The 25,319-nt window shown below is 70.1% G+C and carries 24 protein-coding genes and 1 pseudogene; 13 read left to right on the forward strand and 12 right to left on the reverse strand.

The window, feature by feature from the left end; translation table 11 throughout:
* Positions 1-13 precede the first annotated feature (13 nt).
* The 3 genes from AB0G79_RS22365 to AB0G79_RS22375 all read right to left on the reverse strand — a co-directional run bounded on the left by AB0G79_RS22365 (position 14) and on the right by AB0G79_RS22375 (position 3,795).
* Positions 14-1,399 (reverse strand): cellulase family glycosylhydrolase, encoded by a 1,386-nt coding sequence (locus AB0G79_RS22365; protein WP_360809059.1) that lies wholly within the window; start codon positions 1,397-1,399, stop codon positions 14-16.
* Positions 1,400-1,488: 89 nt separating this feature from the next.
* Entirely contained in the window at positions 1,489-2,454 is a 966-nt protein-coding gene (locus AB0G79_RS22370) for a zinc-binding dehydrogenase (protein WP_360809061.1), read from the reverse strand.
* Between the two features lie 129 nt (positions 2,455-2,583).
* Positions 2,584-3,795, reverse strand: a complete 1,212-nt coding sequence (locus tag AB0G79_RS22375; RefSeq protein ID WP_360809063.1) for an NADP-dependent malic enzyme — start codon at positions 3,793-3,795, stop codon at positions 2,584-2,586.
* 539 nt (positions 3,796-4,334) lie between these two features.
* On the opposite strand from AB0G79_RS22375, the gene AB0G79_RS22380 reads away from it, so the two are divergent.
* Genes AB0G79_RS22380 through AB0G79_RS22390 form a run of 3 tightly spaced genes read left to right on the forward strand, consistent with a single transcriptional unit; the run spans position 4,335 to position 7,061 of the window.
* Positions 4,335-5,306, forward strand: a complete 972-nt coding sequence (locus AB0G79_RS22380; protein WP_360809065.1) for an ABC transporter substrate-binding protein — start codon at positions 4,335-4,337, stop codon at positions 5,304-5,306.
* Positions 5,307-5,346: 40 nt separating this feature from the next.
* On the forward strand, positions 5,347-6,297 hold the full coding sequence (locus tag AB0G79_RS22385; RefSeq protein WP_360809067.1) for an amino acid ABC transporter permease: 951 nt from the start codon (positions 5,347-5,349) through the stop codon (positions 6,295-6,297).
* A complete protein-coding gene (locus AB0G79_RS22390; RefSeq protein ID WP_360809069.1) occupies positions 6,294-7,061 on the forward strand; it encodes an amino acid ABC transporter ATP-binding protein in 768 nt (255 codons plus the stop codon). Before AB0G79_RS22385 ends, AB0G79_RS22390 begins: the two co-directional genes overlap by 4 nt.
* Positions 7,062-7,125: 64 nt before the next feature.
* Here AB0G79_RS22390 and AB0G79_RS22395 read toward each other — a convergent pair whose 3' ends face one another.
* Complete coding sequence (locus AB0G79_RS22395) at positions 7,126-7,875, reverse strand: class I SAM-dependent methyltransferase (RefSeq protein ID WP_360809071.1); 750 nt, start codon at positions 7,873-7,875, stop codon at positions 7,126-7,128.
* Between the two features lie 95 nt (positions 7,876-7,970).
* Here AB0G79_RS22395 and AB0G79_RS22400 point away from each other — a divergent pair, with 95 nt between their 5' ends.
* A complete protein-coding gene (locus AB0G79_RS22400; RefSeq protein WP_360809073.1) occupies positions 7,971-8,609 on the forward strand; it encodes a CGNR zinc finger domain-containing protein in 639 nt (212 codons plus the stop codon).
* On the opposite strand, the gene sodX is transcribed toward AB0G79_RS22400, so the two are convergent.
* Complete coding sequence (gene sodX / locus AB0G79_RS22405) at positions 8,504-8,947, reverse strand: nickel-type superoxide dismutase maturation protease (protein WP_360809075.1); 444 nt, start codon at positions 8,945-8,947, stop codon at positions 8,504-8,506. The two genes, AB0G79_RS22400 and sodX, sit on opposite strands and share 106 nt — an antisense overlap.
* A 175-nt stretch (positions 8,948-9,122) precedes the next feature.
* Between sodX and sodN the strand changes: the two genes are divergently transcribed.
* Positions 9,123-9,518 (forward strand): superoxide dismutase, Ni, encoded by a 396-nt coding sequence (gene sodN, locus AB0G79_RS22410; RefSeq protein ID WP_360809077.1) that lies wholly within the window; start codon positions 9,123-9,125, stop codon positions 9,516-9,518.
* Between the two features lie 7 nt (positions 9,519-9,525).
* Here the strand turns inward: sodN and AB0G79_RS22415 are convergent, their stop codons facing one another.
* Both AB0G79_RS22415 and AB0G79_RS22420 read right to left on the reverse strand, forming a co-directional pair.
* Positions 9,526-10,680, reverse strand: coding sequence for a site-specific integrase (locus AB0G79_RS22415; RefSeq protein ID WP_360809079.1), 1,155 nt, complete (start codon positions 10,678-10,680; stop codon positions 9,526-9,528).
* A gap of 24 nt (positions 10,681-10,704) precedes the next feature.
* Positions 10,705-11,205: a helix-turn-helix transcriptional regulator gene (locus AB0G79_RS22420; protein WP_360809081.1), complete on the reverse strand. Its 501-nt coding sequence runs from the start codon at positions 11,203-11,205 to the stop codon at positions 10,705-10,707.
* A 121-nt stretch (positions 11,206-11,326) separates the two neighbouring features.
* On the opposite strand from AB0G79_RS22420, the gene AB0G79_RS22425 reads away from it, so the two are divergent.
* The 3 genes and pseudogenes from AB0G79_RS22425 to AB0G79_RS22435 all read left to right on the forward strand — a co-directional run bounded on the left by AB0G79_RS22425 (position 11,327) and on the right by AB0G79_RS22435 (position 15,914).
* A complete protein-coding gene (locus AB0G79_RS22425; RefSeq protein WP_030207232.1) occupies positions 11,327-11,521 on the forward strand; it encodes a helix-turn-helix domain-containing protein in 195 nt (64 codons plus the stop codon).
* Between the two features lie 519 nt (positions 11,522-12,040).
* Positions 12,041-13,312 (forward strand): annotated as a pseudogene (locus tag AB0G79_RS22430) (DUF3631 domain-containing protein); the annotation flags it as partial.
* A gap of 889 nt (positions 13,313-14,201) precedes the next feature.
* The gene (locus tag AB0G79_RS22435; RefSeq protein WP_360809084.1) at positions 14,202-15,914 is read left to right on the forward strand and encodes a mobilization protein; all 1,713 of its coding nucleotides are present in this window, start codon (positions 14,202-14,204) and stop codon (positions 15,912-15,914) included.
* Positions 15,915-15,939: 25 nt separating this feature from the next.
* Here the strand turns inward: AB0G79_RS22435 and AB0G79_RS22440 are convergent, their stop codons facing one another.
* Positions 15,940-16,749 (reverse strand): leucine-rich repeat domain-containing protein, encoded by an 810-nt coding sequence (locus AB0G79_RS22440; RefSeq protein WP_360809086.1) that lies wholly within the window; start codon positions 16,747-16,749, stop codon positions 15,940-15,942.
* A gap of 112 nt (positions 16,750-16,861) precedes the next feature.
* On the opposite strand from AB0G79_RS22440, the gene AB0G79_RS22445 reads away from it, so the two are divergent.
* A complete protein-coding gene (locus tag AB0G79_RS22445; protein ID WP_360809088.1) occupies positions 16,862-17,995 on the forward strand; it encodes a hypothetical protein in 1,134 nt (377 codons plus the stop codon).
* Between the two features lie 2 nt (positions 17,996-17,997).
* Here the strand turns inward: AB0G79_RS22445 and AB0G79_RS22450 are convergent, their stop codons facing one another.
* Both AB0G79_RS22450 and AB0G79_RS22455 read right to left on the reverse strand, forming a co-directional pair.
* Positions 17,998-18,816, reverse strand: a complete 819-nt coding sequence (locus AB0G79_RS22450) for a methyltransferase domain-containing protein (RefSeq protein WP_360809090.1) — start codon at positions 18,814-18,816, stop codon at positions 17,998-18,000.
* A complete protein-coding gene (locus AB0G79_RS22455) occupies positions 18,813-20,150 on the reverse strand; it encodes an XRE family transcriptional regulator (RefSeq protein ID WP_360809093.1) in 1,338 nt (445 codons plus the stop codon). Before AB0G79_RS22455 ends, AB0G79_RS22450 begins: the two co-directional genes overlap by 4 nt.
* Before the next feature lie 104 nt (positions 20,151-20,254).
* Between AB0G79_RS22455 and AB0G79_RS22460 the strand changes: the two genes are divergently transcribed.
* Genes AB0G79_RS22460 through AB0G79_RS22470 form a run of 3 tightly spaced genes read left to right on the forward strand, consistent with a single transcriptional unit; the run spans position 20,255 to position 22,226 of the window.
* The gene (locus tag AB0G79_RS22460) at positions 20,255-20,755 is read left to right on the forward strand and encodes an ATP-binding protein (protein ID WP_360809095.1); all 501 of its coding nucleotides are present in this window, start codon (positions 20,255-20,257) and stop codon (positions 20,753-20,755) included.
* Positions 20,752-21,867, forward strand: coding sequence for a hypothetical protein (locus AB0G79_RS22465; protein ID WP_360809097.1), 1,116 nt, complete (start codon positions 20,752-20,754; stop codon positions 21,865-21,867). The genes AB0G79_RS22460 and AB0G79_RS22465 overlap by 4 nt, the downstream gene beginning before the upstream one ends.
* Positions 21,864-22,226 carry an ASCH domain-containing protein gene (locus tag AB0G79_RS22470; RefSeq protein ID WP_360809099.1) on the forward strand — a complete coding sequence of 121 codons (363 nt, stop codon included), beginning with the start codon at positions 21,864-21,866 and terminating at the stop codon, positions 22,224-22,226. The genes AB0G79_RS22465 and AB0G79_RS22470 overlap by 4 nt, the downstream gene beginning before the upstream one ends.
* 35 nt (positions 22,227-22,261) lie before the next feature.
* On the opposite strand, the gene AB0G79_RS22475 is transcribed toward AB0G79_RS22470, so the two are convergent.
* Both AB0G79_RS22475 and AB0G79_RS22480 read right to left on the reverse strand, forming a co-directional pair.
* The gene (locus tag AB0G79_RS22475; protein ID WP_360809101.1) at positions 22,262-23,248 is read right to left on the reverse strand and encodes a WD40 repeat domain-containing protein; all 987 of its coding nucleotides are present in this window, start codon (positions 23,246-23,248) and stop codon (positions 22,262-22,264) included.
* Entirely contained in the window at positions 23,248-24,627 is a 1,380-nt protein-coding gene (locus AB0G79_RS22480; protein ID WP_360809104.1) for a WD40 repeat domain-containing protein, read from the reverse strand. Before AB0G79_RS22480 ends, AB0G79_RS22475 begins: the two co-directional genes overlap by 1 nt.
* 200 nt (positions 24,628-24,827) lie before the next feature.
* Here AB0G79_RS22480 and AB0G79_RS22485 point away from each other — a divergent pair, with 200 nt between their 5' ends.
* Positions 24,828-25,070 (forward strand): hypothetical protein, encoded by a 243-nt coding sequence (locus tag AB0G79_RS22485; protein ID WP_360809106.1) that lies wholly within the window; start codon positions 24,828-24,830, stop codon positions 25,068-25,070.
* Positions 25,071-25,319 lie beyond the last annotated feature (249 nt).

A 25,319-nucleotide genomic window follows, 5' to 3' on the forward strand; every position in this document is an offset into this window, starting at 1 on the left:
GCGGCGCCGGCTGTCAGCGGCGGGCGATCGTGACCGTGACGTTCGCGCGCGGGGGTGCGACGACCCAGGCCCTGCCCTTGTCCTTGCGGAGCACCACTCCGCCCCGGGCGGTGACGCGCCAGTCGCCGGGCGGGACGGAGAGCTCGGTGAGGCGGGAGCCGCGGGGGCCGGAGGCCTCGTAGGCGAGGCGGTAGACGCCGGCCCCCGGGTCGTACGTGGTGGAGCGGACCGTGCCGGCGACCGCCTCCGCGTACGGCTCGGCGGTGAGCTCCTTGTTCGGCCGGAAGGCGCCCGTGCCGTCCACCGCGCAGTAGCCGCCGCCGTAGCACCACTCCCAGCCCGCGAAGCCGGAGCTGTAGCGGCCGAGGGAGGCCATGGCCTCGCGGTAGAAGCGGTTCATGTTCGGCTGGGAGTTGTTGAGGGGTCCCCACTCGCCGACGAGCACCGGCACCTTGTACTCCTTCGGGTACAGGGTGACGGCCGCCTCGTAGTTCTCGATCCAGCGGGCGTCCGGGTCGTAGTCCCCGCCCGCCTCCATGACGCCGTTGTAGAAGTGCGGGGCGTAGACGACCTTCGGGTCGTCGACGCGGCCGAGTCCGGTGGGCACCCCCTCGCCCACGATCGGGGTCGGCTCGACGAAGAGCCAGGTGTCGTCGTCGACCGACCGGATCGCGTCGGCGATCCGGTTGTACATGGGGGTGACCTGCTCGCGTTCGATGCGGCGCGCGGCCGTCGCCAGGTCCTCGCCCTCCCGCAGCTCGCCCATCGGCTCGTTGATCAGGTCGTAGCCGAAGACGGCCGGGTGGTCCTCGAAGCGGTCGGCGAGCACCCGCCACATGCGGGCCTGGGCCCGCTGGAGGTCCTCGTCCTCGTAGAGGTGGGTGAAGGCGCGCTGGACGGCCGGTTCGAAGTACTCGGAGAACCAGTCGTCCGGGCGCGGGGTGAAGGGCAGCCCGTCGGTCCTGGTGGCCCACGCCGGGATGCCCCGGTGGTCGAACGCGGGCCCGAAGACGTCCTGGTGGGCGTCGAGGACGACCTTGACGTCATAGCGCGCGGCCCAGTCGAGGACGCGCTCGACCTTGCGGAGGTACGCCTCGCTGTACTGCCCCGGGCGCGGCTCCAGGTCGTCCCAGAAGACCAGGACCCGGGCGAGGTTGAAGCCCTTGGCGCGCATGTCGCGGAAGTGCTTCTCGGTGATGCCCGAGAGGGCCTCGTCGCCGCTGTGCGCCTTGTCGCCGACGTTCCAGCCGCGCAGCGTGAGGACGCGCCCGCGGTCGTCGGTGAGGGCGGGGATGCCGTCCGCGCCGGGAGCCGACGGTCCCGGCGCTCCCGCGTGCGCGGCCGTCGGGGCGAGCAGCGCGGCCACGACGGCGGTCGCGGCAAGAGTGGTGCGCAACAAGGAAGACCTCCAGCACGGGGAGAGGAGAGGAGATGAACGTTGTTCACCTTCCGCGTGCCGGAGATCCCATCAGTCCTACCCGCGAGTCATCAAGAGGTCGTCAGCACGATCTTTCCGAAGAGTTCGCCCGCGGCCAGCTTCTCGAAGCCCTCCCGCGCCCGGTCCAGCGGCAGGACGTCGTCGATGACCGGCCGGACGCCCGTCGCCGCGCAGAAGGACAGGAGGTCCTCCAGCTCGTCCTTGGAGCCCATCGTCGAGCCCACGACCTTGAGTTCGAGGAAGAAGATCCGGGTCAGCTCGGCGTGCGCCGGCCGGTCCCCGCTCGTGGCGCCGGAGATGACCAGCGTGCCGCCGGGCCGGAGCGACTTCACCGAGTGCGACCAGGTCGCCGCGCCGACGGTCTCGATGACCGCGTCCACCCGCTGCGGCAGCCGCGCCCCGGGCTCGTACGCCTCGACGGCACCGAGCTCGACGGCACGCTTCCGCTTGGCCTCGTCCCGGCTGGTGGCGAAGACCCGCAGGCCGGCGGCCTTGCCGAGGGCGATGGCCGCGGTGGCCACGCCGCCGCCCGCGCCCTGGACGAGCACCGAGTCCCCGGGCCGTACAGCGGCGTTGGTGAAGAGCATGCGGTACGCGGTGAGCCAGGCGGTCGGCAGGCAGGCGGCCTCCTCGAAGGAGAGGTCCTTCGGCTTGGGCAGCACGTTCCAGCGGGGCACGGTCACCCGCTCGGCGAAGGTGCCCTGGTACCGCTCGGTGAGGATGGAGCGCGGCTCGTCCGGGCCGACCCCGTGGCCGGTCTGGCCGATGACGGAATGGAGGACGACCTCGTTGCCGTCCTCGTCGATGCCCGCGGCATCGCAGCCGAGGATCATCGGCAGCTTCTCCTCGGGCAGCCCGACCCCGCGCAGCGACCACAGGTCGTGGTGGTTGAGCGAGGCGGCCTTGACGGTGACGGTGGTCCAGCCGGGCCGGACCCCGGGCTCGGGGCGTTCGCCCAATTCGAGCCCGTTCAGGGGCTGGTCGCGGTCGATTCGGGCAGCGTAGGCAGCGAACATGGCCTCGACCCTAGGGTCCGCCGGGTCCGTGACGGAACCACACACCCGTGTGACACACCCCCCAGTGACAAGCGAAGGGCCCCGCCCCGCGGAACGCGGAACAGGGCCCTTGGGCGCTCACGTACGAGCTCAGCGGCGCGCGACGCCCTCCGCACGGGCGGCGGCGGCCACGGCGGCGGCGACGGCCGGGGCGACCCGCTCGTCGAACGGCGACGGGATGACGCAGTCGGCGGAGAGCTGGTCCCCGACGACGTCCGCGATGGCGTTCGCGGCGGCGATCTTCATGCCCTCGGTGATCCGGGAGGCCCGGACCTGGAGCGCGCCGGCGAAGATGCCGGGGAACGCGAGGACGTTGTTGATCTGGTTCGGGTAGTCCGAGCGCCCGGTCGCCACGACGGCCGCGTACTTGTGCGCGACGTCGGGGTGGACCTCGGGGTTCGGGTTGGCCATGGCGAACACGAAGGCGTTCGGGGCCATGGAGGCGACGGCCGCCTCGGGGACCGTACCGCCGGAGACGCCGATGAAGACGTCCGCGCCGGCCAGCGCGCTCTCCAGGGAGCCGGTCAGGCCCGCCTTGTTGGTGAGCTCGGCGATCTCGCGCTTGACGTCCGTCAGGTCCTCGCGGTCCCGGCTGACGATGCCCTTGCGGTCGGCGACGGCGACGTCGCCGAGGCCGGCCTCGAGGAGGAACTTCGCGATGGCCACACCGGCCGCGCCCGCGCCGGAGATGACACCGCGCAGCTCGCCGAGGGTCCGGCCGGTCAGCTTCGCCGCGTTCCGCAGGGCGGCGAGGGTGACGATCGCGGTGCCGTGCTGGTCGTCGTGGAAGACCGGGATGTCGAGGCGCTCCTGGAGCCTGCGCTCGATCTCGAAGCACCGCGGCGCCGAGATGTCCTCCAGGTTCACGCCGCCGAAGGACGGGGCGAGCCGGACGACGGTCTCGACGATCTCGTCGGTGTCCGTGGTGGCCAGGGCGATCGGGACCGCGTCCACGCCGCCGAAGTTCTTGAAGAGGATGGCCTTCCCCTCCATGACCGGGAGGGAGGCCTCCGGGCCGATGTCACCGAGTCCGAGCACGGCCGTCCCGTCGGTCACGACCGCGACGACGTTGGACTTCCAGGTGTAGTCGTTGACCAGCTCGGGCTGCTCGGCGATCGCGGTGCACACCTTGGCGACGCCGGGCGTGTACGCGAGGGACAGGTCGTCCTTGTCCCGGACGGGCACGGTGGCCTGCACGGCCATCTTGCCGCCCCGGTGGAGGGCGAAGACAGGATCGAAGGGCTCGCCGGGAGCCCCTTCCGTACCACTGTCATTGCGAGGATTGACGATCTCCGCTGCCATTGGGTTGACCCCTTCGGTCTGTTTCATTTGAGGGTTGCCACTCCTGGTTAAGGAGGGGTGGGGAGGCACCGCGGCCGCCTTGTCGGGCAGCCGCTCGGGCGCGCCGCACAACGCGCCCTGAGCCCCGGATGAGGGGTGTAAGGATCCTTCTTACCGGACGGACGGCACCGCAGACGAGTCCATAACCGCTCGGTGACGCGACTCATACGCAGCGCGTCCGGACACGGACGGAGGCCGACACGTCACCCGATGTCCCGAAAGAGACCGACCACGGCCGAATGGCCGCGTTCGGGTCGTCCGAATGGCGAGACTCGCCGAAGATTTTCCGGCTTCACCGAGGCGATCCCGCAGAAGATCCGGCCCGGATGTACCGGCCTGTCGCGTTTCGGTGGTGACCCGTTACCCGATTTTGACATCCGAGGCCGTCGGTTTGATGCGGTCCGAATGGCAAGATGCCGTAATCACACGAGGTCGCGACACTCGAAGACGCGTCCGCGACCACTGGCAGCTCCCCCCTCACACGCCGGAGGAACCCCACCATGACCGCACGCTCCACGCGCTGTACGACCGCCAAGACCCGCACCTCCCGTCTTGCCGCGGTCGCCGCCATCGCGGTCGCCGGCTCGATGCTGCTGACCGCCTGTGGCGACCAGACCGAGGGTGGCAACACGCCCGCCCCCACGAAGTCCGGCGACACGGCCTCCACCAACGCCGCGCCGCTCTTCTCGAAGCTCCCGGCCGACATCCAGAAGGCCGGCAAGATCACGGTCGGTACGGACGCCTCGTACGCCCCCATGGAGTTCACCGAGGGCGGCAAGATCGTCGGTGTCGACCCCGACATCGCCCAGGCCCTGAGCAAGCAGCTCGGCGTCGAGTTCGAGTTCGTCTCCGGCACCTTCGACGGCCTGATCACCTCGATCTACTCCGGCCGCCAGGACCTGATCATGTCCTCGATGACGGACAACAAGAAGCGCCAGGAGGGCCTGGACGACAACGGGAAGAAGATCGGCAAGGGCATCGACTTCGTCGACTACTTCAGCTCCGGCGTCTCCCTCCTGGTCAAGAAGGGCAACCCGCAGGGCATCAACTCCCTCGACGACCTGTGCGGCAAGACCGTCGCCGTCCAGCGCGGCACGATCTACGAGGACACCTTCAAGGCCCAGGCCACGAAGTGCGGCGACAAGAAGCTCACGATCCAGGCCTTCGACTCCGACGCCGAGGCCCAGACCCGCGTCAAGGCCGGCGGCGCCGTGGCCGACCTGAACGACTACCCGGTGGCCGCGTACATCGCGAAGACCTCCGGCGGCGGCAACGACTTCGAGGTCGTCGGCAGCCAGAGCGACGTCGGCCTCTTCGGCATCGGCGTCTCGAAGGACAACACCCAGCTCCGCGACGCCGTCAAGGAAGCCCTCGACGCGATCATCAAGGACGGCACCTACGCCGAGGCCCTGAAGAAGTGGGACGTCGAGGACAGCGCGGTCAAGTCGGCCACGATCAACGCCGGTAAGTGACCCCTCCTCGCACCACGAGCACCACTGAAGGGCAGTCGTCATGACTGACAAGCTCAGCAAGGACCCGGCCGCCTCACCGGCCGGGCCCGCCCCCTCGGGCACCCCTTACGAGGCGATCAAGGCCATCCCCGTACGCCACTACGGCCGCTGGGTCAGCGGCGTGGTGGTCGTGGCCCTGCTCGGCTGGCTCGTCTACGCCTTCTCCCAGGGCAACATCATCTGGGACACGGTCTGGGACAAGCTGTTCGACCCGTCGATCCTCAGCGGCCTCTGGAACACGATCCTCATCAGTGTCTCCGCGATGGCGCTCGGCCTCGTCCTCGGCATCCTCTTCGCGGTCATGCGACTGTCGAAGAACCCGGTCACGGGCGCCGTCGCCTGGCTCTACATCTGGTTCTTCCGCGGCACGCCGGTCTACGTCCAGCTGCTCGTCTGGTTCAACCTGTCGCTGATCTTCCAGTACATCGACCTCGGGCCGATCTACAAGAACGAGACCGTGGACGTCATGACGCCGTTCATGGTGGCCTTCCTCGGCCTCGGCCTCAACGAGGGCGCGTACATGGCGGAGATCGTCCGCGCCGGCATCCAGTCGGTCGACGAGGGCCAGACCGAGGCCGCCCACGCCCTGGGCATGTCCCAGACGAAGACGATGGGCCGCGTCGTGCTCCCGCAGGCGATGCGCGTGATCGTGCCGCCGACGGGCAACGAGTTCATCAACATGCTCAAGACCTCCTCGCTGGTCTCGGCCGTGCAGTACACCGAGCTCCTGAGGTCCGCCTCGAACATCGGCAACACGGCCGGCGCCGTGATGGAGATGCTCTTCGTCGCCTCCTTCTGGTACCTCGCGCTGACCAGCGTCTTCAGCGTCGGCCAGTACTACCTGGAGCGTCGATACGCACGCGGCTCGACCCGCAACCTGCCGCCCACCCCGTGGCAGCGCGTCAAGACGAACCTCACCACGTTCAAGCGTTCCCCGGAGGCGGCGGCATGACCGGCGAGCCCATGGTCAAGGCGGAGGGCGTCCACAAGTCGTACGGCGCGGCGCACATCCTCCGCGGTATCGACCTCGAAGTCCGCAACGGCGAGGTCTTCTGCCTGGTCGGCCCGTCCGGCTCCGGCAAGTCGACCTTCCTGCGCTGCATCAACCACCTGGAGCGCATCGACGGCGGCCGGCTCTCGGTCGACGGTCAGCTGGTCGGCTACCGCCAGAAGGGCGACAAGCTGTACGAGCTGAAGGACAGCGAGGTCGCGGTCCAGCGCCGGGACATCGGCATGGTCTTCCAGCGCTTCAACCTCTTCCCCCACATGACGGCCCTGGCCAACGTGATGGAGGCGCCCGTCCAGGTGAAGGGCGAGTCCAAGGCGGTGGCGCGCGAGCGCGCCGAGCGGCTGCTCGACCGGGTCGGCCTGCGGGACAAGATGGGCAACTACCCGTCGCAGCTCTCCGGCGGCCAGCAGCAGCGCGTGGCCATCGCCCGCGCGCTGGCGATGGAGCCGAAGCTGATGCTCTTCGACGAGCCGACCTCGGCGCTCGACCCGGAGCTCGTGGGTGACGTCCTCGACGTCATGCGGGACCTGGCCGAGTCGGGCATGACGATGATCGTCGTCACGCACGAGATGGGCTTCGCCCGGGAGGTCGGCGACTCGCTGGTCTTCATGGACGGCGGCGTGGTGGTCGAGTCGGGCAACCCGCGGGAGGTCCTGACGAACCCGCAGCACGACCGGACCAAGGCGTTCCTGTCGAAGGTGCTCTAGGCGCCGGACAACGCGGAAGGGGCGGTACGGGGGAACCCGTACCGCCCCTTCCGCGTCTCCGCCGCTACTTCACGGCGAGGAGGAGCGTGTCCGAGGGCGAGGCCCAGACGACCCTGGCCTCGCCGAAGCCGGCGGCGCGGAGGGTGTCGGCGTGCCAGCGCGGGGCGGGCATGTCGCCGTCCGCGTGCTCGCCGTAGATCTCGAAGCGGCGGGCGGTGGGCTCGGCGAGGGCGGGGTCCTTCGCGGCCTCGGCCCACCAGGCCGCCCAGTCGAGGGCGCCCCCGGCCTTGGCGCGGTCCATGACGGCGTGCCGCTGGGCCCGCTCGGCCGCGTTGATGCGGGGAGTGGTGGGGTCGATCATGTGGTCGGCGTTCATGAAGACGCCGTCCGCGCGGACGAGCCCGGCGAGCTGCCCGTAGAGGGCGGTGAGGGGCTCGCTGTGCAGCCAGTGCAGCGCGGTGGCGGTGAGCACGGCGTCGTACGAGTCGTGGGGCAGCCGCTCGACCCAGGCGGGGTCCTTCAGGTCGGCGGTCACGAAGTCGACGCGCTCGTCCCCGGCGAAGTACCCCTCGGCGATCGCGAGGAGCGCCGGATCGAGGTCGACACCGACGCTGGTCGCCTCGGGGAACCTCTTGAGGAGGCGATCCGTGATACTTCCCGTACCGCAGGCGAGGTCGAGGACGCGGGGCTTCGGCCCGACGAGCGCCTCGACCATGTCGAGCATGACGCGGAACCGCTCCTCGCGGTCCGGCATGTACCACTCCTGCTGACGGTCCCAGCTCCGCTGCCAGTCCGCCCAGTAGGTCTCGGTCATCGCCGCACCCTCCCTGCGTCGTAATACCCTCGAAGGGGAAACAGCCGTTACCCCTTTTCGACCGCGACCCTAGCCCGCCGGAGTAAGGACTACAAGTGGAACTGGCCTATTACTCGGACTATGCCGTGCGTCTGGTCAACACCGAGGAGCCGGCCCGCAACCGGGACGCCCTGACCTCCGTCGAGGTGATCAGGGAGCTCTTCGGCCCGGCCACCCAGATGGCCCGGCGGGCGACCGAGTCCGACGTGACGCGCTTCCGTTCGGTACGGGCACGTCTGCGGGCGGTCTTCACGGCGGCGGACGAGGGCGACCACACGGGAGCCGTGGACCTCCTGAACTCCCTGCTCCTGGAGTTCCCCGTCAGCCCGCAGATCTCGGGTCACGACTACCTCGACGAGGACGGCCGGCCGCGGTGGCACATGCACCTCGCCGACCACCCCTCGAACGCGACCGCGGGATACGCCGCCATCGCCGCGATGGGCCTCGCCTTCCACCTGACGGAGTTCGGCGCGGACCGGCTCGGCCTCTGCCAGGCACCCCCCTGCCGCAACGCCTACCTGGACACGTCCACGAACCGCTCGCGCCGCTACTGCTCGGACCGCTGCGCCACCCGGGCCAACGTGGCCGCCTACCGGGCCCGCAAGCGCCTGGAGGCGGAACGGCCGGTCCGGGAGGACCAGACGGGCCTGACGGCCGAGAACAGCCAGGAGAGCACCACCCCCGCCGAGCGCTGACGCCCCGGCGTCACCCGCCGGTACCGGACGAGCACCCGCCCGAGAATCAGCTCGGGCGGTACGGCCCCGAAGACGCGGCTGTCCCCCTCGGCGCCCGGATTGTCCCCGAGCACCCACCAGCCCCCCTCCCGCCGCTCCGCCAGCCGCTTCACGATCAGCAGATCCTGCTGGAGCGGATGCCGCAGCACGACGACCCGCCCCGGCGCCAGCCTGCCCCGGTAGCGCACGAGCAGCTGGTCCCCGTGGAGCAGCGTGGGCACCATCGACACCCCGGTCACCTCGGCGATCCCGAACGGCGCCCCCTCGGCCACGATCCGCTCGTCCCGTACTTCCCTCACCACAAGCACATGCCCCTCACGCACACACACATCGGCGCGCCGACTCGTCCACTCGTCCACGAGTCCCCCGCCAACCCTGGACTTTTGACCTAAGCCCATGGGGGCGCTCGCGAAATCGCCCTTCTCACCGAGTAATCTCCCACCTGAGAAGACGATCACGAGGAAGGACGGCTCAATGCTCTCCCGCCTGTTTGCCCCCAAGGTGAAGGTCAGCGCCCACTGCGACCTCCCCTGCGGCGTGTACGACCCCGCCCAGGCCCGCATCGAGGCCGAGTCGGTCAAGGCTGTCCAGGAGAAGTACCTGGCGAACGAGGACGAGCACTTCCGTGCTCGCGCCACGGTCATCAAGGAGCAGCGCGCGGAGCTCGCGAAGCACCACGTCTCGGTGCTCTGGAGCGACTACTTCAAGGCCCCGCACTTCGAGAAGTACCCCGAGCTCAACCAGCTGGTCAACGACACCCTGAAGGCCCTCTCGGCCGCCAAGGCGTCGACCGACCCGAAGACGGGCGAGAAGGCGCTGGAGCTCATCGCCGAGATCGACCGCATCTTCTGGGAGACCAAGAAGGCCTGACCTCTGGTTAGGCGCCCTGACCTGCGGCTTCGCGGGTCATGTCGCCTACCTGTCCGCACCCGGTCCGCAGGCCGCCGAGCACGGCGTCCATGACGGCCCGGGTGCGGTCTTCTTCCCCCGGCCACAGGTGCGCGTAGATCCGCAGCGTGATGACGGCGGACGCGTGCCCGAGGACGAGCTGCACCTGCTTGACGCTCGCGCCGCCGGCAATGAGCGCGGAGGCGTAGAAGTGCCGCAGGTCGTGAGTGACCACGTGCGGCAGCTCGACGGCCTTACGGCCCTCCCGCTCGGCGGCCCTGTTCTCGGCTGCCTGGAGCGCCTTGCGAGCCCCGTTCCACTCGGTCTTCCACCGCCGGTAGTTGAGCGGCTCGCCCTCCTCCATGGTGAACAGCCACTCCCTGGACGGACGTGCGGCGAGATGCGCGAGCAGCGCGTCGGTGACGACCTCGCCGACCGGGACCGTCCGCCGGGACTTCGCGGTCTTTGGCGGGCCGATCTTCCCCGACTGGAGCCGCTGCCGCTCGACGCGGATGGCGCCGGCCTTGAAGTCGACGTCCGACACCTTGAGACCGAGCAACTCGCCTATTCGCAAACCTGACCCGGCGAGCGTGACGATCGCCGCGCGGATGTACAGCGGCATCACGCGGGCCATGGCCTCGACCTGGGCGACCGTGGGCGGGGTGACCTCTTCGTCCGGCACGGCCGGGAGGGTGATCCGGCGGCATGGGCTGGAGGCGATGACCTTGTCGTCCACGGCCGCCGTCATGACGCGCACGAGGACGTCGTAGACGTTCCGCACGCTGCCGGGGCCGAGCTGGTCGGAGAGGTGCTTGAAGAGCACCTGGATGTCGTTGCGGCGTATCGCCGCCATGGAGCGGGCGCCCAGAGCCGGTACAAGGTGGAGCCGCAGCGCGTTGTCGGTGATGCGCTCGCCCGCCTCGCTCGCGATGAGCGAGCCTTCCCACTTCTCGGCGTACTTCTCGAACGTCACGCGGCCGGCGCGGGGATCAACGTACTGACCGGTGACCATGCTGGCCGTGACCTCGTCGAGCCAGCGCTGGGCGTCGAGCTTCCGCTCGAAGTGGCGGGCGTGCTCTTTGCCGTCGAGGTCGCGGTAGCGGGCCCGCCATTTGCCGTTGGGGCGCTTCTGGATGTTGGCCAAGTGGCCTCTCCTTCGTGTCGGTTGTCAGTAGTGGCAGCCGTCCTCGATGTCGTTGCTGAGGGTGCGAGCGTCCCGCTCGTCACCCATGAGGCGGAGGCACTGCTCGTGGATGGCCCGCGAGCTGTCGGGGTGGGCCTTGATGTGGTCGGCGATGGCGACCACGGCACGGTGGAGGCGGTCGCGCGCATCTCGGGCCTCGTAGAACGCTTCGACGGCCTCTTGGACGAGGCGCCGGCTGTCGATGTCGAGCCCCTCCAGGGGCGGTGACATCAGTTCTTCGAGAGGGAGCTCGAAGACGCGGGAGAAGGCGAGGGCCTCGTCGAGGTTGATGCGCCGACGCGGCGTGCCGTTCTCGATGCGCCAGACCGCCGTCTGGTTCATCTTCACGCCGGCTCTGGTCACCCGATCCGCCAGCTCGGTCGTACTCCACCCTCTGACCTCGCGCTCCAGGGCCACGCGCGCGGCCACGTTCCCTTCGCTGTAGAGCAGCGGCACCTCGCCGCCTTCGGGCCTGTCGCCTGCCATCGAACCTCCATCGTCACCGTCGCTATCCCAATTGAAACATGAGCTTCCCGATTTGGTTAACCGCCGATCCCGAGGTACAACTCTATGCAGATCGAATCGCCACCTAGCCGAATGGGAATGCATGCGATACCTGACCACCGCGGAGGTCGCCGAGCGCTACCGCACAGCCGAGAGCACCGTCCGCTACTGGCGCCAGATCAAGAAGGGGCCGCGCGGCATCAAGGTCGGCAAGCGGGTGCTCTACCCCGAGGCCGAGCTGCTGCGGTACGAGCGCACCCTGATCGACGGCCGAGACGAGTGGGGCCTGGCCTCATGACCGCCCGCAGCCCCGGACACAGCAACGGCCCCCGGCGCGCCAACGCCGAGGGCCGGAGATTCCCCTGCACGTCGCCCATCCCTGAACGAACGAACCGGTGAGGGGCGGGACCTTGCCCGTCCCGTCCCTCACCTGAGAGGAACGTCGATGGAGGACTCTACGTCCCCCGCCACCTCGAACACATCCCACAAGGTCGTCTGGCCCACCCCCGCGGTCCCCGGCCAAGGCATCCCGTGGCACGGTCCGGACCGAGCGGACGACCGGTCCCCCTCTCCGGGGACCAGCGACCGACCGGGTCGTGCCGATGGTCCGGTCGGTCCGGGACCGGACCGACCCGCGACCGAAACCCGGACCGAAGTTCCGGACAACCCGGAACAGGAACCCGGACCGACGGAGAACGCGCAGCTCAACCGCCTATCGGACCGGACCGGGAACCCGGACCACGGCCCTGGTCCGGAAACCGAGGACCGGACGGAGAGTTCCGGTCAGTCGGACAGCAAACCCGGACCGCCGGTCCCGGTGGGCCACGGTGCTCCGGGGACGGTCCCCGAACCCGGACCGGGAACTGGGGACCGCGAGCACGCCGGTCTCAAGGCGGACCGGGACCAGGACGGGACCGTCGTCCTGGACGAGCTGCGCGCCGCGATCGGCCGGTACGCCGTACTGCCGAGCGAGGAGGCCCTGACTGCGGTCACCTTGTGGGTGGCGGCCTCCCACATCCAGCCCGCCCTCCAGCACGCGCCACGACTGGCGGTGGTGGGGCCGACCAAGGGGTGCGGAAAGTCCCGCGTCCTGGACGTGCTCCACGAGACCGTGCACAAGCCGATGATGACGGTGAACACCTCACCGGCGGTGGTCTTCCGCGTCATCGGCGAGGACCCGCCGACGCTGCTGGTGGACGAGGCCGACACCATCTTCGGCCCCAAAGCCGGCGACAAGGAGGACCTGCGCGGCCTGCTGAACGCGGGGCACCAGCGCAACCGGCCCGCCTGGCGAATCTCCGGCCCAGAGCACAAGGCGACGGCGTTTCCCACCTTCGCCATGGCGGCGCTCGCCGGGATCGGCGACCTACCAGACACGATCATGGACCGGGCGGTCGTGCTCCGCATGCAGAAGCGCAAGCCGGGTGAGCGCATAGCCCCGTTCCGCTCGCGGTATTCCGTCCCGGAACTGAACGCGCTGCGTGACCGTCTGACCACCTGGCTGGCCCCGCTGCGGAGCACCGCAGAGGACTTGGTTCCGCAGATGCCGGTCGAAGACCGTGCCGCCGATACGTGGGAACCGCTGGTCATCGTCGCCGACCTGGCCGGCGGGCACTGGCCCTCGCGGGCCCGTGCCGCCTGCCTGGCGATGACCCGCAACGAGGTGGTCCAGGACGAGCAGGCGACGCTGAAGACGCGGCTGCTGCGCGACATCCGCCGCGTGTTCGAGCAGCAGGGCGACACGGAGGCGCTGCGCAGCCATGACCTGCTCGCCGCCCTCCTCCAGGACGCGGAAGCACCATGGGCCGAGTACGGCACCAAGGGCCTGAACGCCTACCACCTGGCCAACCTGCTGCGCGACTTCGGTATCAGCCCGGCCAACCACCGCTTCGAGAACGGCCGACAGGCCAAGGCGTACGCCCGCAACCAGTTCCTCGACGCCTGGGCCCGCTACTGCCCCGACCCCACCCAGTCGGCCCCCGCAGCCGGCGAGTCCGTGGTCGTACGTCGAGCCCAGGGCAAGCCACCGACCCCTCCGCCCGGGACGCTGCCCATCGGCCCGCCCGGCGGACCTTCCGGCCCAGGCCCACGCGCTGACCCCAGCTCCGTATCAATCCGTCGCATCCGTCCCCGCGCAGGTCAGCGCGGGGACGGAGTTCCTTGCCGATACGGATCACTCCGTACCTGCGTCCGTCTCCGTACCTGTCCTGACCAGCTACGGGACGGATGCAACGGACGTGACGAAGCCCCACCCCCACACAACCACCGGAGCGCCACCATGCCCGAAACGAGCACCGACAACTCCCCCGCCCGCCGCCGCAAGGGATTCTTCGGCCTGCCCCGTCGATCAGCAGCAAGCTGGAGCGAACGAGCCTCTAACGAGGCTTCGTCCGCGCTTGCCCCCGCCCCAGGGGTGGCGGAGGAGAAGGCCGGGCGCCAGGGGGCGCCCGAGCCGGAGGAGGTCATAGCCGAGACCAGCTGCCCGCCCGCACCCGACTCCACCGCCCCGAGCACTCAGCCGCCGGCCGATGTCCAACCGCCCGTCGAGCAGCTCTCCTGGCGGGATCTTGATGCCCCCGTCCTGCCCGCGCTGATGAACCGCAAGCGCACCGTGGAGAAGCGCGACCAGGAGAAGACCATCCGCTTCACGCGGACCGCGGTCGGCGTGATCAGCACCGCAGCTCACCAGCGCGGTCAGAAGTTCGCCGGATTCGTCGGGGACGCCGCCCTCGCCGTCGCCCTCGGCAAGGCGGGGCTGGCCGGCAGCCCGGAGGACGACCCGGTCCGCCCGCTGATCGAGGCTGTCGAGGCGCACACGGTCGCGCTGAACCGCATCGGTGCCAACCTCAACCAGATCACCGCAGCCATCCACCGAGGCACCGTGCCCGAGCGCGCCGAGGCGGTGCTGGACCGCGTCGAGCAAGCGGCCGAGAACAGCTACCGACTGATCGACCAGCTCCTGACGGAAGGCACCGCGCATGGTTCCTGACGTCTCCACCGGCTCCGACACCCGCGGACTGATCGTCTACCTCTTCGGTCCTGGCCGCCGGGACGAACACACCGACCCTCACATCGTCGCCGCCTGGGACATGGCCGGCGCCCCGGACCCGGGCCGCGACCCGGCAGCCACCTACTCCCAGCTCGCCAAGCGCCTCGACCACCACGTCGACCTGCGCACCCGCGAACTGGGCGGCAAGAAACCACCCCAGCACGTCTGGCACTGCCCGGTCCGCACCGCGCCCGGCGACCGCTACCGCACCGACGCCGAGTGGGCCGAGGTCGCCCGCCGCATCGTTCACGCCACCGGCATCGCCCCCGAAGGCGACGAGAAGGCATGCCGGTGGATCGCCGTGCGCCACGCCGACGACCACATCCACATCATGGCCACCACCGTCCGCGCCGACGGACGCCGCCCGCGCACCCACCGCGACGGACAGCGGGCCCAAGCCGAGTGCCGCAAGATCGAGGCCGAGTTCGGCCTGCGCCGCCTGAAGTCCGGCGACCTCACCGCACCCCGCACCCCCACCGGCGCCGAACGGGCCAAGGCCGAACGCCAGGGCAAGACGGTCACAGCACGGCACTGGCTCCGCGAGCAGGCGTACGCGGTCGCCGCCGCCGTACACAACGAAGCCGACTACTTCACCGTGCTGCAGTCCCTCGGCATCAAGGTCAAAACCCGCATCGGCCCCGAGACCGGCGACGTAATCGGCTACAGCCTCGCCGCACCCGGCGACACCAACGCGGCCGGCGAACCCGTCTGGTACGGCGGCTCCAAACTCGCCCCCGACCTCTCCATCAACCGCCTACGCGAACGCCTCCCCGACCAGAAGGTGGCCGACCACCCCCGGTACGTGGCGGACCCCACCGACCCGTGGCGGCACACCACCACCGCCATACACACGGCCCGCACCGCCCTCGACTCCGGCGACGATGCCGCCGCCCAGGGCCACCTGGCCGCCTTCGGCGATGCCCTGTACAACATCGCCAACGCCACGACCGGCCCACACCGAGCGGAACTACGGGCGGCGGCCATGGCGTTCAACCGCGCCCGCCGCTCCGCCACCCGCGCCGACCACCAGGCCGCCACCGCCCTGCGCAAGGCCGCCAAGGAACTCGCCTACGCCTCCAACCAGCCAGGCGGACTCGCCATCGCCCTGCTCTTCGCCACCGTGCACCTGGCCCGCGCCGCCGCCAAGTGGCACGAACAACGCGGCCACGCACAGCAGGCCGCCGCAGCCGAAGAAGCCCTCCACCACCTCCAGGCGGGCTACCAGCAGGCCGCCACACCCGTCCTGGCTGACCTGGCCCGCCGCGCACCACGAGCCGCAACCGCCAGCCGCTTCGAGGCCGCCATCCGCCACATCATCCCCGCCCAAGCCGACCGCATCCTCACCGACCCAGCCTGGCCCGCCCTCGTCACGGCCCTCGCCTACGCCGAGTCTGCTGGCCATCACCCTCGCCAGCTCCTGGCCCAGACCGCCTCCGAAGGCGAACTAGACACCGCCGAGCACCCGGCCCAGGTCCTGATCTGGCGCATCACGTCCCAGCCCAACAAGCGGGTACAAGCAGCACGCCGCCAAGGAACCGTAGGCATCGGCCGACCGAAGCCCGCGCCTCGCACCGCGCCCACCCCACCGTCCGTGAAGGCAAACGGAATACCACCTGCGGAGGGACCACGCTTTCGACTGTGATGGAGCTTCCGAAGCCGTCTTACGATCAGTCCCAGTAGGACGGCGGCTGATCGACTCGACCGCCCCTGTGGGCTGTGGGGATGTAGTTATCGGCACCGTCTGGGAGGGAGGCGACGCACTCCGGCGAGCACGCGTTGACCAGCAGCGGCAACACGTCTGTGGCCACGCGCAGGGAGATCCACACCTGCTGCAGTCCGCCTCGTGCAATCGGGCCGTCGCAGACGCTGCAGCCTTGGAGCGCTGTAGGACCCCAGCGCCCGGGATCCAGACGTTCCGGATCAAGACCCGTGAGTGAGTCTGGGGAAGACGTCAGCTTCGGGAAGGGCGGCCGGAGCTTGAAGTTGCCAAAGAGGGCTCGCGTGCTCACCGTACTGCGGGTCAATCGTCGGCAGCGGGTGATCTCGTAGGGGAACCAGTGCAGCCGGTAGGACGTGTACGGGGTGAATTCCTCCAGGCTGGTCATAGCCCCGATCTCGGGCGGGAGCCGGACCAGGTTGCTGCCGTAGAGCACGAGGTGCTTGACCGCCGTCAGCTTGGCGATGGTCGGCGGCAGGGTGACGACCTGCCGCCGCTCCGGCGGGCTCAGCTCGATCAGGGGCTTGAACTCCTCACGCCCGTCGGCGGCGGCCTCCTCGACCAGCTCCAGCAGACGCCGCCAGCCCAGCGCGGTGGGGTCCTGCCTCTCGGCATGGAACCCGACGCGGGCTCGCGGATGGGGCCTTGACTGGTCGAAGCAGGAGCAGAGGTCGCGGAAGATCCCACGCTCTCCCGGCACTGGGTCCGAAACGTCGGCCCATCGGTTCGCAACGACCTGTGGCTCTCCCCTGTCCGTCATGGCGCCACGGTACCGAGATCGTCGCAGGCCGTCGCAGCGAATATGCGACTAGATAGCGGACTGCCACAACCTCCGAGCGTGTGCGGCCGTACCGCTTACTACGCTGGCAGGCGTGAACACGCCGTCGACCCCAAGACTGACCCTGGACGCCGCCCGTGCCCTTCAGGGCATCCTCCGTACCGAGATCGGACCAGGGCTCACCGAGCGGGAGCTCGACGCGATCGAGACGCGGTTCGGCTTCACTTTCTCGGCCGACCACCGCGTCTTCCTCTCCGCCGGGCTCCCGCATGGCTCGTCGCGGTGGCCCGACTGGCGCGACGGTGATCCCGAGGACCTGGCCGAACGACTGGCGTGGCCGGTGGAGGGCGTGCTCTTCGACGTGGAGCACAACGTGTTCTGGCATCCCACCTGGCCGTCGAGGCCGGCGGAGACATCCGAGGCACTGCGCGTCGCGAGGACCGAGCTGGAGAGCGTGCCGCAGCTGGTCCCGGTCTACGGACACCGCTACCTGCCCGGCACGGCGGGCGAGCACGGGCACCCCGTCCTGTCCGTCTACCAGACCGACATCATCCTGTATGGGAACGACCTCGCCGACTACATCCACCACGAATTCGCCGGCCGATCGAGCGGCCCTCATGCCCGTACGACAGTCGACTTCTGGTCGTACTTCGTCGAGGGCGGGCCGGGCATCGATGTCACCCTGCCCACGCCCTTCACCCCGTACGCCACGAGCGCACAGGAGGCCGTCGGCTGCCTCCGGATGCTGGCCTTGGAACGCCTGATCGGCCGTCGGCACCACCCAGAGCAGCTCATCGAAGCCGGTCTCACGGCCCTGGTTCTCGACGTCGAGACGGAGTCCCTCCCCTTTCTCGCTGGCCTGTCACGCTCCGAGCACCAGCAGGCCGACGTGCTGTTCAACCAGGTGCTGGACGAACTGGGCCTGCTCCAAAACCTCCCGGCCGACACCACCGACCTCCCGTGGGAAGCGGCGCGCTGGGAACTCGTCCGTTGGTGGCTCCAGCTGATCGTGAAAGGCAGCTTGGCCCCCGGCGCCGGCGGTGACCTGATCACGTACGAAGGGTGGGGTGCACTGGCCCACCCGCAGTCACTCAGACCCCTGGTCGACAAGACCGACGCCTACAACGACTGGGCAGCGATCCAACGCGGCAACCGGGAACCTCTGGCGGAAGAGGTCACCGAGGAGGCAGGACGCCTGCTCGCCGGGCCCTGGCCGCCACTGGGCTGACCTCACCGGCGGCAGACGAGGATGCCGCCAAGGCAGGTGATCTCGTACGCGCCATTGCGGGCAATGTCGTCGGCGACAAGGGCACGGGCACGGTCGATGGTCGCGTCGAAGGGCACGTCGTGCTGATCCGCCCAGGCACGGTAGGAGGCCATGTGGGCGATGACGGGCTCGGGGTCGCTGACGGTGATGGTCCCCGGCAGTTCGATGACCTCCACGCTGCTGAACTCCTCGCCCAGGAAGGCCGGGGCCTTCTCCAGAGAGAAGCGGGCACTGAGCGAGATCCGGGCCGGGCCCCGGTCGATACCGAGGACGTCGCCGGCGGCCCGCTGCCAGAGGTCGTCGAGTTCGGCCTTGTCGCGGTCGCTGTTGGTGGAGGCGACCACCAGCCCGTCACGGGCGACGACCCGGGCCAGCTCCCTGACCGCCTGGGGAATGTCAGGCACGTGGTACAGCATGTGAAGCGCAAGAGCGGCGTCGACGCTCCCCGCCACCAGCGGAAGCCGCGTGGCGTCCGCCACAGCAACCGAGCCGGGGACGCCGGCAAGGATGCCGGGGGCGATGTCGAGGCCGAGCAGGGACAGGTCCGGGCGGCCCTGACGGAGCCGTCCGATGAACTTGCCGTTGCCGCAGCCGATGTCGACAACTCGCCCGCGTACGTCGCCCAGCCGCTCGGCGACGAGGCCGGGAAGGTCGTACCGCGGCGTCTGCCACTGGTAGAGCGACTGCCGGGCGGCCAGGTCCCGGTCGCCGTTGTAGGCGCTGCCCGCCAGGCGGGCCCGGTCGGTGACGGCGGCGTCGTGGGCGGCGGACAGGTCGGTCACGTCGGCAACTCCGGTGGGTGGGCGGCGGGTAGGGACGCACGGACGGCCGTGTGCTGGAGTCGTTCGCGCAGGTGCACTGCCTGCGCGGCTCCACCGTACTGCGGCCCTTCCAGCTCCCGCCCGAGAACGGTGAGCCGGCGCACGATACTGGCCGACATGCGCTCGGGCGAGGACTGGAGAACAAAGCCGAGCATCTCCTCCGCGCCCTCCAGGTCGCCCAGGAGCAGGTGCCCGCTGGCGAGGTCGAGGTGCGCGGCGAACAGGTCGCCGACCGACTGGTCGTCTCCGTCCGCGCTGCGGTAGAGGCGGATCGCCGTCTCCGCGCTGACGATGGCCCGGTGAACGTGCTCCTGACCGCCTACGGCCAAGAGGGTCGTTCCGGCGTACGCGAACTGCTTGGCCGCGGGGAAGTCGAAGACTCCCAGTACCTCGTCCCGGCCCGAGATCGCCTCGCGCGATCGTTCGGCATCCGACAGGGCGGCGAGCGCGCCTGCCGAGTCGCCGACTATCGCCAACGCCCGCGCCTCCAGACTCGCCAGCCGTGCGCCAATGCTGCCGCTGGCCCTGTGCCGCCGACCGGCCTGCGCCAGCCTGGCCGCCTGCTCGTACCGCCCCGTCCAGTACGCGATCAACGACTCAACGGCCCGTACCCAAGCCAGCATCCCCTCGTGCCCGGCCGCCTCGGCACAGGCGCGTGCGGTGCGGGCGTGGGTGGCGGCGGAGTCGTAGGCGCCGAGGTCGAGACAGACGTGCGCGGACAGGCCACAGAGGCGAGAAGCGGAGAGGTAGAGGTCAGTGGTCTGCCGGGGGTGCTGGCGCCCGCGCAGCAGCTCGAAGACCCCGTCCCGTAACCGCTTGATCTCGACGTACTGCTCCATCAGCGGGTGGCTGACGTACGTACGGGCGAGCCGGCCGACGTCGGCCTCCAGCTGCTCGACGACGAACTCGTCGGCGTTCCGCTGCGCGATGAACCGGGCGAACTCGGCCGACCGCACCGCGTCCGCAGAGAGCGGGTCTCCACGGACGTGGGTGTCTTCGGACGGCAGCACCGACGGCACGATCTCGACCTCGGCGGCGTCGGCCTCGTCCCGCTGGCCCTTGCTGACGGCAACAGCCTGGTCGAGCACGGCGACATCGACACCGAAGACCTGCGCCAGGTACTTCCGGGCGTAGGGAACGGGAACTCGCGCTTCGCGCTCGTACCGCCCGATCTCCTTGCCGGTCTTCGCGGAACGCCCCTCCAGGGCGTTGAACTCGTCGGCGACCCTCTGCTGACTCCAGCCGCGCGCGGTGCGCAGCCGGATGAGCAAGGCGCCGATCCCGGTGTCGCCCATGCCGTCTCCCAGGAGCACGTGACCTCTGGCCCCCATAGTGGCCCCCGCCTTGGCCCCCGTGCTGGCTCCCGACCCAAATGAGTTAAGTCGCTTTGCTGTTTACCATGGCAAGCAGACTCACCAACGAGGCAACCGACGCCACACCGGATCTCCTTCCGGCCACGGGCCGGCACCGCACCATGCTCTTCCCTCGCCGCAGGACCACACCGCGTACCGCTCGCAATTTCGTCGTCGCCACGCTGACCGAATGGGGCGAGACCAGCCGCCTCGACGACATTCGGCTGTGCGCCTCGGAGCTCGTCACGAACGCCGTGCTTCATGGAGCACCCGTGGGACGCCTCGTCCTCGTGCGTGTCGGCTCCCTCGATGACCAACTGCGTATCGAGGTCCACGACGCCGGCGACGACACTCCGATCCAGCGCGATCCCGGGGAGTCCGCTGTCGACGGCCGTGGCCTGCTGATCGTCTCGGCTACGGCGGACAGCTGGGGCGTGAAGGAGCGGACGGGCCCCGGAAAGTACGTCTGGGCCGCATTCGACCGTGCCAAGAACGGGGCCGCTCCCCTGCCGCCCCACACCACCGGCCCCCAGGGAGACACCTCGTGACCACGCACCCCGTCTCGCCGAACACTGTTCTCGCCAACGCCCTCCACCACGCCGAGGACGTCCTGACCCCGCGCATCCTGGCTACCCCGCCCGAGCGGATCGTGTTGGTCGTCGGCACCCAGATCAACGGCGCCCCGCACATCGGCACCTCGCTCGTGCAGTCCCTGGCCTTCGCCATGGCCGCCCGCCTGCGCGACCGCTTTGGTCTCCCCACCGAGGTGCTCTTCAGCGCCCTCGACAACGCCCCGTACGAGCTGGCCACCGACCCGGCCAGCGGCAACCGCTACCAGCGCGCCTACGCCCAGGCCCTCGGCGAGCAGGCCCTGCTCGACCTCGTCACCGCCCTCTACCAGCCCCTCTTCACCGCCCTGTCCAGGCGCCTGGGCATCCCGCACCGCATCGAGACGTACACCCAGCAGCAGGCCGGCGAGCACTACCGCCGCACCTGGCTCCGCCTGCTCCCCCGCGTTGACGCCGCCCGCTGGTGGCTCGCCCCCTCCACCGGTACTCCGCACCTCCGCGTCCCCTGCCCGCACCCCGACTGCGGCTGGGCCGAGAAACACGCCGAACGCACACGGGTCCACCTCGCCAACCCCGAATCGGCGGAAGTCTCCGCCGTCTGCCTCCACCACGGCCCGTACGGGGCCACCATCACGCCCACTGCCGGCGGCTACCTCGACCTGGCCACCCTCTACCGCAACCTGGTCAAGGAACTCGCCCTGACCAGCCCTCAGGGCACCCTGCACGTCATGGTCAAGGGCGGCGACTGGGTCTTCGGCTCCCACCTCGTCGACGAGGCCCTCCAGGCCGTCGGCCTCACCCGCGCCCAGCTCCCGGCCCGCCTGTTCTGCCCCCAGGTCGTCACCGACACCGGCGCCAAGCTGTCGAAATCCCTCATACGAGAAGGCCGCGCCCCCTTGCCCGAAGGCGCCGCCCCTTGGATGCTCGACACCCGGCAGTGGCCCGGCACCGCCACCGAGTACGCCGACCAGCTGCTCGCCATGGCCGAGACCTTGCTCTCCGACCCCCGCCACTTCTTCCGCTCGTACTCGGCCGCCGAGATCGGCCGCCTGATCGCCGCACCGTCCCCCAGGAGCGTTCCCTCCCGATGACCGACCGCACCGCCCGCGTCCGCGAGCTCCACCTCTACCGCCAGTACTTCGAACTCGTCGCCGCGGGCACCAAGACCATCGAGGTGCGGGTCAAGTACCCGCATCTCGCGGACCTCGCCGCCGGCGACACCATCCGCTTCCGCATCAAGGGCACGGACGAGACCTGCGACGTCGAAGTCCTCCGCGTCACCGAGTACGCCAACTTCGAGGCCCTCCTCGACGGCGAGGGCCCGTCCAACGTCAACCCGACCGCCACCCGCGACCAGCAGCTCGCCAACATCCGCACGATCTACGGCCCCGAGAAAGAAGCCCTTGGCGCACTCGCCATCGAGATCTCTGGGTCCAACAGGGCGCACTGAGCGGGAAGACGAAGGGGCTTCTTCGCCAGCCAGATCTAGGCGTACAGGGTGACCCGTTCCTTCGTCGCGACGGCGAGTACGGAGGAGTCGGGGGAGAACGCCAGCGAGGCGACAGCCCCGTCATGGGCGACGGGGGCACCAAGCCGGGCGCCGGTGGTGGTGTCCCATAGGCGCAGCGTTCCGTCCGTGCCACCGGTCGCGAGGGTCCGGCCATCGGGGGAGAAGGCCACCGCCGGAACAGCCCCGGTATGGTCCGCGAGGGGGATGCCGATCGGGTCGCCGGTGGCGGCACCCCACAACCGGACGGTCCCGTCGATGTCGCCGGTCGCGAGAAGGCGGCCATCCGGGGAGAAGGCCAGGGCGAGGGAAACACCGCCGATGCCGGAGGGCGGAACGTCGATCCATGCGTGGCCCAGCGTGTCCCACAGCCACGGTGCTCTGCCCGCACCACCGATCGCGAGGTACCTGCCATCCGGGGAGAACGCCACGGCACGGACGGACCCCGTGTGACGGCCGGAAGGGCCGTCGATCGTATCGCCGGTGACCGTGTCCCACAGCCGCACGGTCCCGTCGCGGCCTCCGCCGGCGAGGAGATTGCCCTTCGGCGAGTACGCCACGGATGTGATCCCTCCGCCGTGATTGACGCGGGGAGTGTCAAGCAGTTCGCTGGTGATCGTGTTCCGTAGTCGAACGCTCCCATCGGCACCGCAGGTGGCGAGGGTGACACCGTCCGGGGAGAACGCCACGGAGAGGACGGCGTCCTCGTGAGTGGGGAGGGGGCCGAGACGCAGGGTGCGCCGGACGGGGTCGAACAGTTGCACGTCGCCGTCGTCGCTGCCGATCGCGAGGACGTCCGTGGCGAACGCCACCGCGTGGACGTCGTTGTCGTGCAGAAGTCCGCCCAGCTCCAGCGGGTGGCCCGCGTGCAGTCGGCGGTGCAGCACCGCCCGGACGGCGAGGGGCAGCGGTGCGGGCGGCCGAGGAGGCGATACGTCGTCCGGGATCTCCGGCTCCCGGGGCATTACGGGGGAGTCGTCGTAGGGGGCCGTACAGACGGATCCGGTACCCCAAGCGCCACGGACGAGTCCGTTTCCCCCGGCCGTACGGCGGCGCCCTCTTCCCAGAGTCGTACGGAGCTGTCCTTGCCTCCGGTGACGAGGAGACGTCCTCCGGGCGAGAACGCCACCGCCCAGACGGGTCCTGTGTGAGCGATGACGGGATCACCGATCGGGGTGCGGGTGGCGACGTCCCAGAACCGGAGCGTGCCATCCTTACCCGCCGTGACGAGCAGGGAGCCGTCCGGGGAGAACGCCAGCGCGTACACGGATCCGGCGTGACCGGTGAGCGGTTCGGCGGACCGCGTTCGGGTGGCGACGTGCCAGAACCGGAGGGTGCCGTCCTTGCCCGCCGTGGCGAGCAGAGTGCCGTCAGGGGAGAACGCCAGGGCCTGCACGGACGCGGTGTGCCCTGCGGGGAGGATGTCGGCGCCTGTGCGGGTGGTGAGGTTCCAGAGCCGGACGGTGGTGTCCTCGCCTCCGCTGGCGAGGAGGCGGCCGTCGGGAGAGATCGCCAGGGCCCAGACGGACCCGGCCGGGCCTGTGAGGGGCTCGCCGATCTGCGTACCGGTGGCGACGTCCCACAGCCGCACGCCGCTGTCGTCGCCAGCGGTGGCGAGAAGACGGCCGTCGGGAGAGAACGAGACCGCCCACACGGCCGCCTCGTGGCCCTTGAAGCCTACGAATGCCGGTGACGGGGCGGCCGTGTCCCACATCAGCACGAGTCCTTCGCGGTTGCCGAAGACGACGCGGCCGCCCTCCGGCGAGAACGCCACCGACAACGCGGGCCCGTCGCTGGTGCGGATCTCGCCGATCACCTTGTGTGTGGCGAGGTTCCAGAGCCGCACGGCGCCGTCCTCGCTCGCGGTGACGAGGCGACCGCCGTCCGGGGAGAACGCCAGGGACACGACGGGTCCGTCGTGGCCGGTGAGGACGTCCCCACGCCCGAAGGAGACCGGACGGGGTTCGGACGGCCGAGGGGAGGGCGACACCGGATGGCGGCGAGCCTGCGCACGGAGGGCGTTGAGGGACTGCCAGCGGCCGCGCCAAGGAGTGAGATCCTCGTCGCGCCGGCCGGGCGGCGCGCACTCCTCCCCGTACTCGTCCCAGGACATCACGGCACGCACCAACCAGATCAGCTTGTCCAGCGAAATGAACTGTCCACCGGCGAACACCTTGCTCATGGTCCCTTTGGAACACGCGCCGGCGTCGCCGAGGACCTTCAGGCCACGGGCTCGCATGCGGTCGAAGGACGGCGCCCCGCGCTGGGCGCGCAGCTCACTGAGCTCCTGCCCGAAGTGCCGGAGGGCTTCCTCGTAGGTGACGTACGTCCCGCTCTCCAACACTCCGCCCCCGCTCGGTCCATGAGCACGAGGATAGGCCCGTGTGCACGACGGCGCCGATGCTTCACTGAACATGACTGAACACCGCTGAACACAGGTCGGGTTGAGCCGTTCTGTTCGGCCGTGGCATCGGGCCGGTCGGAGTGGGACGGGAGTGTTCGGCGGGTGCGGGCCGGGGCGGGAGGCAGGGGCACGGTCAAGGCATGAATCCGACGCCGCCGGTCGACTCCGGCTCCTCCGCAGCCCCTTCGCCGGACCCCGTGTTCCTGTCCCTGCACACCAGCGTCGTCCTGCTCGCCGCACTCGTCATCGGTCTGATCACGGGCGGGCTGACGGCGATGACCGGCGCGCCGGTGGCGGGCGCGGTGCTGGCCGGTCTCGTGGCCGCCGGCCCGGCCGTACCGGCGCTGCGCGCACTCATCGGTCCGCCTCGCGATCGCCGCTAGGGGCTGTCCTTCGGATCAGGCCGGATCAGGGAGCGGGGCCTGGTGCGTGCGATTGCAAGGCGGAGCGGGAGGTAACGCGGAGCGTTGCCGACCGACGACAACGCGCAAGCATGCGTGCCAGGCCCGCGAGCCCGGCGTGATCCGAAAGGCAGATCTAGTGCCCTTTCTTCGTCTGACGGTCTCTGTCAGTGGAGGCCGGTAACGTCACCGGTGTGGCCTCGGCAACAGAAGCGTGCCGGGCACTGGAAG

The sequence above is a fragment of the Streptomyces sp. NPDC020807 genome (assembly GCF_040641575.1).
Taxonomy (GTDB): domain Bacteria; phylum Actinomycetota; class Actinomycetes; order Streptomycetales; family Streptomycetaceae; genus Streptomyces.